Annotated in this window: 11 protein-coding genes; 4 read left to right on the forward strand and 7 right to left on the reverse strand. The window is 67.6% G+C overall.

Annotated elements, in window-relative coordinates; genetic code table 11:
• Position 1: 1 nt before the first annotated feature.
• The 4 genes from PSQ40_RS00225 to PSQ40_RS00240 form a co-directional block, all read right to left on the reverse strand.
• Positions 2-637: a class I SAM-dependent methyltransferase gene (locus PSQ40_RS00225; RefSeq protein WP_409338538.1), complete on the reverse strand. Its 636-nt coding sequence runs from the start codon at positions 635-637 to the stop codon at positions 2-4.
• Positions 638-701: 64 nt separating this feature from the next.
• Positions 702-1,517, reverse strand: coding sequence for an SDR family oxidoreductase (locus PSQ40_RS00230; protein WP_273947797.1), 816 nt, complete (start codon positions 1,515-1,517; stop codon positions 702-704).
• Positions 1,518-1,580: 63 nt separating this feature from the next.
• A complete protein-coding gene (locus PSQ40_RS00235; protein ID WP_273948844.1) occupies positions 1,581-1,778 on the reverse strand; it encodes a hypothetical protein in 198 nt (65 codons plus the stop codon).
• Between the two features lie 7 nt (positions 1,779-1,785).
• Positions 1,786-3,003, reverse strand: a complete 1,218-nt coding sequence (locus tag PSQ40_RS00240) for an MFS transporter (protein WP_273947798.1) — start codon at positions 3,001-3,003, stop codon at positions 1,786-1,788.
• Positions 3,004-3,123: 120 nt separating this feature from the next.
• On the opposite strand from PSQ40_RS00240, the gene PSQ40_RS00245 reads away from it, so the two are divergent.
• From PSQ40_RS00245 to PSQ40_RS00260, 4 genes are all read left to right on the forward strand, one after another.
• On the forward strand, positions 3,124-5,103 hold the full coding sequence (locus tag PSQ40_RS00245; protein ID WP_273947800.1) for a DNA topoisomerase IV subunit B: 1,980 nt from the start codon (positions 3,124-3,126) through the stop codon (positions 5,101-5,103).
• Positions 5,081-5,947, forward strand: a complete 867-nt coding sequence (locus PSQ40_RS00250; RefSeq protein ID WP_273947802.1) for a lytic transglycosylase domain-containing protein — start codon at positions 5,081-5,083, stop codon at positions 5,945-5,947. The genes PSQ40_RS00245 and PSQ40_RS00250 overlap by 23 nt, the downstream gene beginning before the upstream one ends.
• Positions 5,944-8,286 (forward strand): DNA topoisomerase IV subunit A, encoded by a 2,343-nt coding sequence (parC, locus tag PSQ40_RS00255; protein ID WP_273947803.1) that lies wholly within the window; start codon positions 5,944-5,946, stop codon positions 8,284-8,286. The genes PSQ40_RS00250 and parC overlap by 4 nt, the downstream gene beginning before the upstream one ends.
• 173 nt (positions 8,287-8,459) lie before the next feature.
• Positions 8,460-10,235: a methyl-accepting chemotaxis protein gene (locus PSQ40_RS00260; protein WP_273947804.1), complete on the forward strand. Its 1,776-nt coding sequence runs from the start codon at positions 8,460-8,462 to the stop codon at positions 10,233-10,235.
• Positions 10,236-10,408: 173 nt separating this feature from the next.
• On the opposite strand, the gene PSQ40_RS00265 is transcribed toward PSQ40_RS00260, so the two are convergent.
• From PSQ40_RS00265 to PSQ40_RS00275, 3 genes are all read right to left on the reverse strand, one after another.
• Entirely contained in the window at positions 10,409-10,867 is a 459-nt protein-coding gene (locus PSQ40_RS00265; protein ID WP_273947806.1) for a RidA family protein, read from the reverse strand.
• Positions 10,868-10,959: 92 nt separating this feature from the next.
• Positions 10,960-11,862, reverse strand: coding sequence for a transglutaminase family protein (locus PSQ40_RS00270; RefSeq protein WP_273947808.1), 903 nt, complete (start codon positions 11,860-11,862; stop codon positions 10,960-10,962).
• A 4-nt stretch (positions 11,863-11,866) separates the two neighbouring features.
• A complete protein-coding gene (locus PSQ40_RS00275) occupies positions 11,867-14,434 on the reverse strand; it encodes a circularly permuted type 2 ATP-grasp protein (protein WP_273947810.1) in 2,568 nt (855 codons plus the stop codon).
• Positions 14,435-14,490: the final 56 nt, after the last annotated feature.

Here is a 14,490-nt window from a genome sequence, read left to right on the forward strand (position 1 = left end):
CTCAGCCCGGGGGCGCCGACAGGGGCGTCAAGGGGTAACGCACGGGCAGGCTGTTTGGTTGTCCGGGCGGCCGCACAGCGCACAAACGCTGCAAAAAGCGATCGGGCGCCGCCTCAAACCCCGCCTCGTAGGCCACCAGGTCCAGGCCCGCGAAGGCCTGCAGCAACTCCGCCGGGCGCAATAAAAAGTCGGGCCGCGACGGCTTGCCCACGGTTTCGTTGCCCTGGGCGAAGGTCTCGTAAATGAGCACGCCGCCCTCGGCCAGGCTGGCCAGCAGCACCGGAAACAAGGGGCGCCACAGGTAATGGGTCACCACCACCGCGTCAAAGGTGCGGCCCGCCAGGGGCCAGGGACCGCCCTCGATGTCGGCACACACGGCCTCGACGCCCGGGGGCAGGGCGGCCAGCGCCTCCGCCGACCGGTCCACCCCGGTCACAGGGTGCTGGCGAGTGGCAAACCAGCGGCTGTGGCGGCCCGTCCCGCAGGCGACATCGAGCACCCGCCCACCGGGGCGAACCAGGTGCGACCAGCGCTGAACCCAGTCCGATGGCTTGCCTGGGCCCGGGGCGTGGGGTGGGTGGAGGGGGTCGGCGGTCCGTGGCGCCCCCGGCTCGGGGAGCCGGGCGGCTGGATGCAAAGCGGGCGGGGTGGTCAAGGTGGGTGACAGGGGCAAGGGGGCCAGTGGGGGCGTGCGCCAGGTTTCAGTGATCGGGACGCACATCGTCGTGCAGCGCCTTGAGGGCCAGTGTTTCGACCAGTCCGGGGGCAATCAGGCGCAACCAGCGCCCGAGTTTGCCTTGAGCGGTCATGACCACGTCGCGGTCACGGCGTGCCAGCCCTTGCAGAATGAGGGCCGCGCAGCGTTCGACCGACATGGCTTTGTCTTCGCGCAGGCCACTGCGGCCCGCAGCTTGGCCCTGGGCGTTGTAGCCGTGGCGCCGGATGTCGGTCGCCACCACCCCGGGGTAGGCGGTGGTCACACTGACCCCCGAGGTCTTGAGCTCGGTGCGCAAGGCCTCAAAGAACCCGGTCATGGCGAACTTGGTCGCGCTGTAAGCGGTGCGACCGGGCACGCCAATCAGGCCCGCCAACGACGACACCGCCACCACGCTGCCGCGGGTGGCGCGCAGGTGGGGCAGCGCGGCGTGGGTGCACCAGACACTGCCCCAGAAGTTGATGCGCATCAGGTCCTCGTACCAGTGCAGGTCGTTCTCGGCCACCTCTTCAAACAGGGCGTGGGCCGACATGCCAGCGTTGTTGATCAGCACGTCCAGGCGACCAAAGCGCGCCACGGCGGCCTCGATCAGGTGACGGCAGGCGCTTTCATCGGACACATCGGTGCGCACCACCAGCGTGTCGCAGCCCTGGCTGGCGCACTGCAGTGCCACTTCATTGAGTTTGGCGGCGCTGCGCGCGGCCAACACCAGCGCCAGGCCCTTGCCGTGTTCCCGAGCCAGCTGGCGAGCGATTTCGGCCCCGATGCCGTCTGAGGCACCGGTCACGACCATCGTTTTCATGAGCATCCCTTCCGCAAATGGGCAGGCCGGCTTCGGTGCCGGCCGGCGCCTTGCCGACCCGGCTCAGAAGCAGGCCCAAATCTGGTTCGAGAGTGTCAGTAAAAAGTCGGGCTGCGCATAGAGGGCAAATACCGCCAACAGCAGCAGCACCGCCACCAGGGTCAGGCCGGCGCGCAGACCCCACTGACGCAGGCCAGCGCCGACCGGTGTGGCCGATGCGCTCGGTCTCGGCGGGGCGGGGGCCAGGTCGGGGTGGGGCATGGAGGCCTCAGGCCGCAGGCAGGGGGGCGCGCTGGATCGGGGCTTCGCGCACCGGCAGGTTCACGAGGCCCGCGAACACGCCCAGGGCGATCGACAGGTACCAGACCACGTCGTAGCTGCCGGTCTTGTCGTACAGGACCCCCCCCAGCCAGACGCCCATGAAGGAGCCGATCTGGTGGCTGAAGAACACAAAGCCGCCGAGCATCGACAAATGCTGCACGCCGAAAATCTGCGCAATGGTGGCATTGGTGGGCGGCACCGTGGACAGCCACAAGGCCCCCATCACGGCCGAGAACACATACACACTGAGGGGCGACAGGGGCACCAGCAGGAAGATCGAGATGGCCACCGCGCGGGCAAAGTAGATGAAGGCCAGGATGTTCTTCTTGGCCATCTTCTGGCCCAGCGAACCGGCGATGTAGGTGCCAAACACATTGAACAGGCCAATCAGCGCCAAGGCGTAACTGGCCACCTGCGGCGACAGGCCATGGTCCTTGAGGTAGCTGGGCATGTGCACGCCAATGAACACGACCTGGAAGCCACACACAAAGTAGCCCGCCATCAGGAGTTGGAAGCTCGGGTACTTGAAGGCCTCGACCAGGGCCTGGGCCACGGTCTGCTGGCGCTTGGGGGCCTGGCTGCCCTGGAAGCCCGGTTCACGCAGCCCATAGGCCAGTGGCACGATCAGCAGCACCATGGCGCTGAGCACCAGCAGGGCTTCCTTCCAGCCCAGGCTGCTGATCAACTGGCCTTCCACCGGCACCATCAGGAACTGGCCAAAAGAGCCCGCGGCCGCTGCCACGCCCATGGCCCAGGAGCGCTTTTCAGGCGCAATCTGCCGCCCCAGCACGCCGTAGATCACCGCATAGGTGGTGCCCGCCTGGGCCGCCCCGATCAGCAGGCCGGTGGTCAAGGCAAAGGTCAGCGGGCTGCTCGAGAGCGCCATGCCCAGCAGGCCCAGACCGTACAGCAGCGCTCCGCCGATCAGCACCTTGAAAGCGCCCAGGCGGTCGGCCAGCATGCCGGCAAAAATGCCGCAGAAGCCCCAGGACAGGTTCTGGATCGCCAGCGCCAGCGCGAAGGTCTGGCGGGTCCAGCCCTGGTCCTGCGTGATGGGTTGCAACCACAGGCCAAAGCCGTGCCGGATGCCCATGGACAAGGTCACGATGGCAGCGCCGCAGATCAGCACCTGGGCCATGGACAGATTTTTGGGTTGTGAGCTCATGACCAGACTGTAGCCAATTTGCCCATTTTTTGCCGGTCACGCGGGTTGCAACGTCCGCCACGGCGTTGAGGCCTGTATAAGTATCCAGTTTCCGAACGGGCTCACACTACAATCCGCGCCATGGCAGTCAAACCTACGACCGAATACTCCGAAGGCTCAATCCGCGTTCTGAAGGGGCTTGAACCCGTCAAGCAACGACCGGGCATGTACACCCGCACTGACAACCCCCTGCACATCATTCAGGAGGTACTGGACAACGCGGCCGACGAGGCCCTGGCGGGGCACGGCAAGAAGATCAAGGTGACGCTGCACCAGGACGGCTCGGTCAGCATCGAGGACGATGGTCGCGGCATCCCTTTTGGCCTGCACCCGGAAGAAAACGCGCCGGTGATCGAACTGGTGTTCACCCGCCTGCACGCGGGGGGCAAGTTCGACAAGGGCAAGGGCGGTGCCTACAGCTTCTCGGGCGGCCTGCACGGCGTCGGGGTCAGCGTCACCAACGCGCTGGCGCTGCGCCTCGAAGCCACCTCCTACCGCGAGGGCAAGGTGGCCCGCCTGGTGTTTGCCGCCGGTGATGTGATCGAACCCCTGACCACCCGCGCCAGCGGTGGCGCGGCGGAGGGCGACCGCAAGCAAGGCACGACGGTGCGCGTCTGGCCCGATCCCAAGTACTTTGAATCCGCCGCGCTGCCCATGGGTGAGTTGACCCACCTGCTGCGCAGCAAGGCGGTGCTGATGCCCGGCGTGTCGGTCACGCTGGTCAACGAGAAAACCAGGGACACGCAGAACTGGCTCTACAAAGGCGGCCTGCGCGACTACCTGGTGCAGACCCTGTCGGCTGACCCGGTGATCCCGCTGTTTGAAGGCGAGGGCTTTGCCGACGGGGGCCACGACAGCTTTGCCGAGGGCGAAGGCGCGGCCTGGGCGGTGGCCTTCACCGAGGACGGCGCCCCGGTGCGCGAAAGCTACGTCAACCTGATCCCGACCAGCAACGGCGGCACCCACGACAGCGGCCTGCGCGACGGTTTGTTCAACGCCGTCAAGGGCTTCATCGAACTGCATTCGCTGCTGCCCAAGGGGGTCAAGCTGCTGCCCGAGGACGTGTTCGCCCGCGCCAATTACGTGCTCAGTGCCAAGGTGCTGGACCCGCAGTTCCAGGGCCAGATCAAGGAGCGCCTGAATTCGCGCGACGCGGTGCGACTGGTGTCGAACTTTGTGCGCCCGGCGCTCGAGCTGTGGCTCAACGAGCATGTGGAGTACGGCAAGAAGCTCGCCGAGCTGGCCATCAAGGCCGCGCAGACGCGTCAGCGTGCGGGCCAGAAGGTCGAAAAGCGCAAGGGCTCGGGCGTCGCCGTGCTGCCCGGCAAGCTGACCGACTGCGAAAGCCGCGACATCGCGCACAACGAGGTGTTCCTGGTCGAGGGCGACTCGGCCGGGGGCAGCGCCAAGATGGGCCGCGACAAGGAATGCCAGGCCATCCTGCCCTTGCGCGGCAAGGTGCTCAACACCTGGGAGGTGGAGCGTGACCGCCTGTTTGCCAACACCGAAATCCACGACATCGCGGTGGCCATCGGGGTCGACCCGCATGGCCCCAACGACACGCCCGACCTGTCTGGCCTGCGCTACGGCAAGGTCTGCATCCTGTCGGACGCGGACGTCGACGGCTCGCACATCCAGGTGCTGCTGCTGACCCTGTTCTTCCGCCATTTCCCCAAGCTGATCGAGGCTGGCCATGTTTATGTGGCACGTCCGCCGCTGTTCCGGGTGGATGCCCCGGCGCGCGGCAAAAAGCCGGCCTCCAAGGTCTACGCGCTCGATGAGGGGGAACTCCAGTCCATCCTCGACAAACTGCGCAAGGAAGGCGTGCGTGAAGGCAGCTGGACCATCAGCCGCTTCAAGGGCCTGGGCGAAATGAACGCCGAGCAACTCTGGGACACCACCCTCAACCCCGACACCCGCCGCCTGTTGCCGGTGCAGCTGGGTGAGCAGGGCTTCGCGTTCACCGAGGGCCTGATCACCAAGCTCATGGGCAAGGGTGAAGCCGCGGCGCGCCGTGAGCTGATGGAACTGCACGGTGATGCGGTTGAGATTGACGTCTGAGCTGCGCGCCTGGGCACGCGCCGGGCTCGGCGCCGGGCTGCTGGCCTGCGCCCCGACCTGGGCCGTGGCCGAGGTGTGGGGCTATGTGGATGCCCGGGGCACGCCGCATTTTGCGTCCGAGCCCCTGGACGCGCGCTACGAGCTGTTTTACCGCGGCACCGCGGATTCCAGCGATTTTCCGCGGGCCGACACGCCGCGCCCGGTGCAGGTGCCCACGCTGCAGCCCCAGTTGCTGGCTTTCTTTGACGTGTCGCCCGGGTTCAAGCGCGCCAAGCTCTACATGCGCGAGGCCGCCGACAGCCATGGCGTGGACTTTGAATTGCTGCAGGCGATGATCGCCACCGAGTCCGGCTTTGATGAGTTCGCGGTGTCTCCGCGCGGCGCGGTGGGCCTGATGCAGGTCATGCCGCCCACCGCCGAGCAGTTCGGGGTGGTGGGGGACACGCGCCAGTCGGTCGAGAAAAAGCTCACCGATGTGCGCATCAACATCCAGACCGGCACGCGCTACCTGCGCCACCTGATGCGGCTCTTCAACGGTCGCCTCGACCTGGCGCTGGCGGCCTACAACGCGGGCCCGGGGGCCGTGACCCGCGCGGGCCATCAGATTCCGAACATCCGCGAGACCCAGAACTACGTGCGCACCGTGACGCAGCTCTACAGCCTGCTCAAACCACCGCCCACCGTGCAGGCGCAGCGCCGCACCGACCAGCGCGTGCGTGTCGAATTGCCGGCCGTGCCCGGCGGCGCCGCCGGCCGCGGCAACATGATTGAACCCCTGAATGCCCGGGGCCTGAGCCAAGCCACGCTCAGTGCCCTGGAGCGCAATGCGATTGATTACCCATGAGCGACCAACCTGTTCTCGATTTTTCTTCCGGTGAGTCCGATGACGGCCTGAGCCTGGCCAACTACGCCCAGCGGGCCTACCTCGAATACGCCCTCAGTGTGGTCAAGGGCCGTGCCTTGCCCGACGTCTGTGACGGCCAGAAGCCGGTGCAGCGCCGCATCCTGTACTCGATGTCGCGCATGGGCCTGGGCTTCTCGGGCAACACCGCGGCCAAGCCGGTCAAGAGCGCGCGGGTGGTGGGCGATGTGCTGGGTCGTTTTCACCCGCACGGCGACCAGGCCGCCTACGACGCGCTGGTGCGCATGGCGCAGGACTTCAACCAGCGCTACCCGCTGATCGATGGCCAGGGCAACTTTGGCAGCCGCGATGGCGACGGTGCCGCCGCCATGCGCTACACCGAAGCCCGCTTGTCGCGCATCACCAGCTTGCTGCTCGACGAGATCGACGAAGGCACGGTCGACTTCATCCCCAACTACGACGGCTCCACCCAGGAGCCCACCCAACTGCCGGCGCGCCTGCCCTTCACCCTGTTGAACGGGGCCAGCGGCATTGCCGTGGGCCTGGCCACCGAGATCCCCAGCCACAACCTGCGCGAGGTGGCCGATGCCTGCGTGGCCCTGATCAAGAACCCGCAACTGCCCGAGGCCGACCTGCTGGCCCTGGTGCCGGGCCCGGACTACCCTGGCGGCGGCCAGATCATCAGCACGGCGGGCGACATCGCCGACGCCTACCGCAGTGGCCGGGGTTCGCTCAAAGTGCGGGCCCGCTGGAAGATCGAAGATCTGGCGCGCGGCCAGTGGCAGTTGGTGGTCAATGAACTGCCGCCGGGCGTCAGCACGCAGCGGGTGCTCGAGGAGATCGAAGAGCTGACCAACCCCAAGGTCAAGGCGGGCAAGAAGGCCTTGTCGCAGGAGCAGACCCAGCTCAAGGCCACCGTGCTCGCGGTGCTCGACACGGTGCGCGACGAGTCCAGCAAGGACGCGCCGGTGCGCCTGGTGTTCGAGCCCAAGACCAGCAAGATCAGCCAGCCCGAGTTGATCACCACGCTGCTGGCCCACACCAGCCTGGAGACCTCGGCCCCGATCAACCTGACCATGATCGGCCTCGATGGTCGCCCGGTGCAGAAGTCGCTGCGCCAGATGTTCGAGGAATGGATCGCCTTCCGCCAGGCCACGCTGACCCGGCGTTCGCGCTACCGCCTCGACAAGGTGCTGGACCGCATCCACATCCTCGAGGGGCGGCACCTGGTGCTGCTCAACATCGACGAGGTGATCGCGATCATTCGCCACAGCGACGAACCCAAGGCGGCCCTGATCGCGCGCTTCAACCTGTCGGAGCGGCAGGCCGAGGACATCCTGGAGATCCGCCTGCGCCAACTGGCGCGGCTGGAGGCGCTCAAGATCGAGCAAGAGCTCCAGTCCCTGCGTGAAGAACAAGGCAAGCTCGAAGACATCCTGGCCAATCCCGGTTCGCTCAAGCGCCTGATGGTCAAGGAGATCGAAGCCGATGCCAAGCAGTTTGCCGACCCGCGCCGCACCCTGATCCAGGCCGAGAAGCGGGCCGTGGCCGAGGTCAAGGTGGTCGACGAACCGGTCACCGTGGTGGTGTCCGAAAAGGGCTGGGTGCGGGCGCGCACCGGCCATGGCCACGAGGCGGGCAGCTTTGCCTTCAAGGCGGGCGACGGCCTGTATGGCACGTTTGAATGCCGCACCGTGGACACCCTGATCGTGCTGGGCAACAACGGCCGGGTCTACTCGGTGCCGGTCGCGGCGCTGCCCGGCGCCCGCGGTGATGGCCAGCCGGTCACGACCTTGATCGAGTTGGAGTCGGGCACCCAGCCTGCGCATTACTTCGCCGGTCCGGCCAACGCCACGCTGCTGCTGTCGGGCTCGGGTGGCTACGGTTTCCTGGCCAGTGTCGACAACCTGGTGTCGCGCAACAAGAGCGGCAAGTCCTTCCTCACCCTGGGCGAGGGCGAAACCGTCTGCAAGCCCTCCCACGTAGCCAACAGCAGTGGCAGCCAGTCGCTGGCACCGGCCACCCATGTGGCGGTGGCGTCGGTGGGCGGGCGCATCCTGACCTTTGAGATCAGTGAACTCAAGACCATGGAGAAGGGCGGCCGGGGCCTGCTGCTGATCGACCTGGAGCCCAAGGACACCCTCGCGGGGGCCGCCGCCTACACGCGCAGCATCCGGCTCATGGGCACGGGGCGTGGCGGCAAGCCGCGTGAAGAGACGCTGGAGATCCGCTCCCTCAACAACGCCCGGGGCCTGCGGGCCCGCAAGGGCAAGGCGGCGGACCTGGGCTTCAAACCGGAAATCATCCTGCGGGTGGAGTGATTTGATATTACCATTTCAAAACCGGTAAATATGATTTATGATCATGCGGTCCCCCGAAAACGCCCGCTTGTCGTTAGGAGGAAGGCTCGGCCGGTGTGCATGACGCGCGGACGCTTGGCCTTTGCCCGGAGGCGGTGATGTGGCGTTTTCTGTTTGTTCCGACGGAGTCATGAATGCGCACCCAACAACTGAAGATGGCCACCAAGCTCTGGCTGGCGGTCACACTGATCATCGTGTCCCTGCTGGGGGTGATTGGTTTCTCGGCCTACCGCTCGGCGGTGGTGCAGAAAGAAAGCGATCGCACCTCGGCCGAATTTGCCACCCGCATTGAAAACGCCACGCGTTGGGCCGGCCTGACACAGGCCAATTCGGTGCGCGCCTACGCCGTGCTGCTGAGTTCGGATCCGGCGGTCGGGGCGGCCCTGTCGGGGGCCATCACCACCACCACGGCCGAGATCAGCACCTTGCAGAAGGCCTTGGCGGCGATTGCCGTGAGCGAGGCTGAGAAGACCCAGTTGGCCAAGATCGCTGAGCGCCGCACGGCCATGATCACCCTGCGTGAGAAGGCCCAGAAGCTCAAGCAGGGTGGCCAGGCCGCAGAGGCTGTGGTGATCGTCAATGGCGACTTCAAGAACGCCCTGGCCACCTACCTCGACAGCCTGAACGAGTTCGTGAGATTGCAGGAGCAACTGGCGGTGCAAAGCCGCGAGCGCCTGGCGCAGGAGCGCGCCTTCACCATCCGCGTGGCGGCCATCTGCATCTCCCTGATCGTGCTGGGCATCCTGTGGGGCGCCTATGGCCTGATTCGCAGCATCGTCAAGCCGCTGAGCCAAGCCAACCGCCTGGCTGCACGCATTGCCCAGGGCGACCTCAGCAGCCGCGTGGACACCGACCGCACCGACGAGTTCGGCGAATTGCTGCGGTCCCTGGCCGCCATGAGCGACTCGCTGGGCCAGACCGTGGCGCGGGTGCGCCAAAGCACCGACAGCATTGCGCTGGCGAGTTCGGAGATTGCGGCCGGCAACAACGATCTGTCCATGCGCACCGAGCAGACCTCCAGCAATCTGCAGCAAAGCGCATCCTCCCTGGGGACGCTGACCCACACCGTGCAGCACAGCGCGCAAAGCGCCCAACAGGCCAGCAGCCTGGCGGCCAGTGCCTCGTCGGTGGCCGAGCGTGGTGGTGCCGTGGTGCAGCAGGTGGTGGCCACGATGGAGGACATCAACACCAGCAGCAAGCGCATCGCCGACATCATCGGGGTGATCGACAGCATCGCCTTCCAGACCAACATCCTGGCCTTGAATGCCGCGGTGGAAGCCGCGCGCGCCGGCGAGCAAGGCCGTGGCTTTGCCGTGGTGGCGGGCGAGGTGCGCAGCCTGGCCCAGCGCAGCGCCGAGGCCGCGCGTGAGATCAAGTCGCTGATCAACGCCTCGGTGGAGCGGGTCGAGAACGGCACCCGCCTGGTCACCGACGCCGGCAACACCATGAGCGACATCGTGACCTCGGTGCGCCGCGTGACCGACATGATTGGCGAGATCACTGCCGCCGCCACCGAGCAAAGCGCCGGCATCGCCGAGGTCAACCAAGCCGTGTCCAGCCTCGACCAGATGACGCAACAGAACGCCGCGCTGGTCGAACAGAGCGCCGCAGCCGCGCAGAGCCTGCGCGAGCAAGCCGACCAGTTGGCCAGTGTGGTGGCCACCTTCAACCTGGGCGGTGCCGTGGCGCGCCACTCGGCCTCGGCCGTGCCGATGGCGGCACCGCGCCGAGCCAGCCCGGCGCCGGCGCCCCAGGTGGCGGCGGCCCCGGCCGCCAAAGCCCTGTCTTCGGCCTCGCGTGCCGGCGCTTCGGCCCCGGCCCCTCGGCTGGCGGCAGCCAAGGCCTCTGCACCGGCCCCGGCGCCCGCCAAATCGAGTGCCGCCGACAACGACGACTGGGAAAGCTTCTGAGCCGGGTCGCGCTGACGACCGGTGTCAGCGCTGACGTCCCCCGCCCGCGGGCGGGACCCCATGCAAAAAAGCCCCGCGGTGCAGAACACCGCGGGGCTTCTTTTTTGGGGGGAGTCCGGCAGGCCCCTGGGGCATCAGCGGGCCTCAGACCCAGGGCCCGAGGGCGCCCAGGGTCACTCGACTTCAGCGATCAGTTCGATTTCAACACAGGCCCCCAGCGGGATCTGCGCCACGCCAAAGGCGCTGCGGGCGTGGGCGCCGCGCTCGGCACCGAACACCTCACCCAGCAATTCGCTGGCGCCGTTGGTGACCAGGTGCTGCTCGGTGAAGTCGCCGGTCGAGTTGACCAGGCTCATCACCTTGACGATGCGCTTGATCTTGTTCAGGTCGCCGACGGCCGCGTGCAGCGTGCCCATCAGGTCGATGGCCACCGCGCGAGCGGCCAGCTTGCCCTCTTCGGTGCTGATGTTGCGGCCAAACTGACCCACCCAGACCTTGCCGTCCTTCTTGGCGATGTGGCCCGACAGGAAAACCAGCTTGCCGGTTTGCACAAAAGGCACATAGGCGGCGGCCGGGGCGGCCACGGGCGGCAGTTCGATGTTCAGGGCGGTGAGTTTGTCGTAAATGCTCATGGTGGTTCCTACGAAGGTTGAGGGCAGGCGGGTTCGCCTGCATTGTGCCGTTGGCTCAGGCGCTGACCGCGCTTCACGGTCGTGAAAAGAAGTTATTGAATCTCGAGCGGCTCGACCGTCACGGCCACTTTCAGGCTGTGGTTGGCGCCGCCGTGGATCACCCCGCGCATCGGCGAGACGTCGGCGTAGTCCCGACCCAGGGCCAGGGTCACGTAGTCCTCGCCGGGGCTGCGGCGGTTGGTCGGGTCGAAGTCAAACCACTCGCCGCGGGCGCCGTCTTCGCCCGGCGAGTAGACCGACACCCAGGCGTGCGAAGCGTCGCTGCCCACCAGGCGTTCCTGGCCAGGCGGCGGCAGCGTCAGCAGGTAGCCGCTGACGTAGCGCGCCGGCAGGCCCAGGCCGCGCAGGCAGGCGATCATGATGTGCGCAAAGTCTTGGCACACCCCGCGCTTTTGCGCCAGGGCTTCGACCGCCGGGGTGTTGATCTCGGTGCTGTTGGACTGGTAGGTGAAGTCGCTGTGGATGCGCTCCATCAGCGACTGCGCCCCGGCCAGCACGCTGACGCCCGGGCCGAAACTGGCGCGCGCATAGCTCACAAAGTCGTCGTGCCGCGGCACATAGACCGACGGGAACACGAACTCCGCCGCGGGGTCATAGCGGCCGCCGGCGCGGTAGCGAAAACGCTCCCGCACCTGTTCCCAGGGCAGGCTGTCGCCGGGCTCCAGGCCTGGTTGGGGCGGGGTCTGGGTGTCCACCACGCTGTGGGCCAGCACACGCAGTTCATCGTGCGGGGTCTGCAGCGAGAAGAAGGCCCGGGTGTTGCCGAACACGTCGCGGGTTTCGCTTTGCTGCGCCACCTCGGGACTGATGCTCAGGCGGTGGCTGATCAGCGTCTGGGTGGGCGTCTCCAGCGGCCGCAGGTGGGCCATGTGCTGGGCCGTCTCCACCTGAGGCGTGTAGTCGTAATGGGTTTCGTGGGTGATGCCCAATCGCATGGCTTCAAGCGCCCAGGCTTTGCCGGGCGTCTCCGGAATGGGTGAAGTAAAGCGCGCTGATGTCGTCCGAGATGCTGTAGGCCGCCGAGGTGCACAGGCTCAGCAGTTCGCTCAGCGAGGGGTGGGCGTCGCTGCCTTCGGCATTGCACAGCTTGGCGAGGTCCCACAGGTCGGGGTTGGGGATCAGCAGCGACAGGGTGCTGAGCTGTCCGGGGGCGCTGCCTGCCAGCCGCGCCAGGCGTCCGCGCAGGGTTTGGGCCACCCAGCTCAGCGAGCGCGGGTTGTCGCGGTCCAGCACCAGCAGGTCGAGCAGGGCGGCGAGCTCGCGGCTCTGCTGGAACTGGGCGTGGAAGGTGATGGTGCTGTCAAACAGCGCCAGCGTGGCTTCGAAGCCGGCCTCGTCGTGCAGGGCACCGGCCTTGAGCCCCAGCGACAGCGCCGAGGACAGGAAGGCCAGGCGCTCGATGTGGCGCCCAATCGACAACAGGCGCCAGCCATCGTCGCGCGTCATGCGGTCGGTCTGGCCGCCGGTGATGGCGGCCAGGTGGCCACTGGCGACCTCGAGGGCCTGCATGCCATCGATGGTGCTCAGGGTGCCGCCCGCGGCGGGGTGTTTGAGGCGCTCGAAGAACTCTTCCTCGGCCTGCACGATGACGTTCCAGTGCTCTTGCGACAGGCGCTCGCGCACCGCCGAGGCGGCTTGGCGCAGCGCGCGCAGGTTGAAGCCCACGCTGCTGGCGTGGCCGGTTTTGTTGAGGCCGTCGATCAGCGATCGTTCGAACACCCGCCGCGCCTGCGTGGCCGGCGGCACGCTGGGCAGCACCAGGCCGCCCAGGATGGCCATGTCACTGAGCCAGGCCAGCAGCGGCTGGGCGGACTGGTCGTCGCCATTCAGGCTGGCCAGCGCCACGCGGGCCAGGCGGATGGTGTTTTCGGTGCGCTCGGTGTAGCGGCCCAGCCAGAACAGGTTCTCGGCCGCGCGGCTGGTCACCATGCGCTTGCGCTGCACCACCGCGGCAGTGCCGGAATGGGTGGGCAGCAGGGTGGTGCTGTCGACCCGACCCGGGGTCTGCACCCAGACGTCGGCGCTGCTGCCGCCGCGCTGCATGGAGGCGATTTCGGCGTTGGCCCCGGCCAGGCGGGCCATGCCGCCCGGCAGCACGCGCCAGGAGCCCGGGCCGTCCGCCACCGCGAACACCCGCAGGATGACCGAGCGGCGCGCCAGCTGGCTGTCACCACCTTGCTGGCGCCAGACCGGCATCTGCGACAAGGGCAGGCGCGTCTGCACCGTGTGCTCGTCGCTTTGGCGCAGGATGCGGCCCGCCCATTCGTCGATCTCGCGTTGGCTCAGGCTGGTACCGGAAACCGACTCGAAGGTGTGGCGGCCCGCGCTGCCCGGGTAGGTCGGCTTGATGACCGACTCACCCAGCAGGGGCAGCACTTCTTCGAGCGCCGCGCGCTCGCCGCACCACCAGGTGGGCAGGGCGGGCAGCAGCAGTTCTTCGTTGAGCAGGTGGCGCGCCAGCGCGGGCAGGAAGCCCAGCAGCGCGGGCGATTCGAGGAACGCCGACCCCGGGGTGTTGGCCACCAGCACATGGCCGGCACGGATCGCCTGCAGCAGGCCGGGCACGCCCAGGGTGGAGTCGGGGCGCAGTTCGAGCGGGTCGAGGAACTCGTCGTCCAGGCGCTTGAGCAGGCCGTGCACGGGCTTCAGGCCCTGCAGGGTTTTGAGGTACAGGCGCTGGTCGCGCACGGTCAGGTCGCTGCCCTCGACCAGGGTCAGGCCCAGGTAGCGTGCCAGGTAGGCATGCTCGAAATAGGTTTCGTTGTACGGCCCCGGCGTCAGCAGGGCGATGTGGGCGTCGGCGCCGGCCGGGCTCATGGCCTTGAGGCCTTCGATCAGGGCCCGGTAGGTGCCCGCCAGGCGCTGCACATGCATCGACTCGAAGGCCTCGGGGAACTGGCGCGACACCGCGAGCCGGTTCTCCAGCAGGTAGCCCAGGCCGGAGGGGGCCTGGGTGCGTTGCGACAACACCCACCAGTTGCCGTCCGGGCCGCGGGCCATGTCAAAGGCCGCGATGTGCAGGTGGTTGCCGCCGACGGGCTTGATGCCTTTCATGGCACGCAGGTAACCCGGGTGCCCTTGCACCAGAGCGGCCGGCAGCAGGCCGCTGGCCAGCAGGTGCTGCGGGCCGTAGACGTCGCTCATCACGCGGTCGAGCACGCGCACGCGCTGCAGCACGCCGGTTTCGATGTGGGCCCAGGTGCTGGGGCTGAGGATCAGCGGGAACAGGTCCAGCGACCAGGGGCGTTGCGGGCCCGAGGCGTCGGCGTAGACGTTGTAGGTCACGCCGTTGTCGCGGATCTGCCGCTTCAGGCTCGCGTAGCGGTGGTCCAGGTCGCTCAGACCTTCGGGGCCCAGGTGCTCGAAAAATTCAGCCCAGGGCCCGGTGAAGGGCGCTTCGGCCGGGCGGCTGGCCAGGCCCGCGAGGTCGCCCAGGAGTTCGTCGAAATGCCCCTCTTTGGCGGGCACGACCCAGTCGCTCGCTCGGGGCGGGCGGGGCGTCTTCATGGCATCGGAGGGGAGGGTGTTGTTCTTGTCCACGGGCGCTATTGTCCCATGAGGGC

Source organism: Curvibacter cyanobacteriorum (genome assembly GCF_028649475.1).
Lineage (GTDB): Bacteria > Pseudomonadota > Gammaproteobacteria > Burkholderiales > Burkholderiaceae_C > Curvibacter > Curvibacter cyanobacteriorum.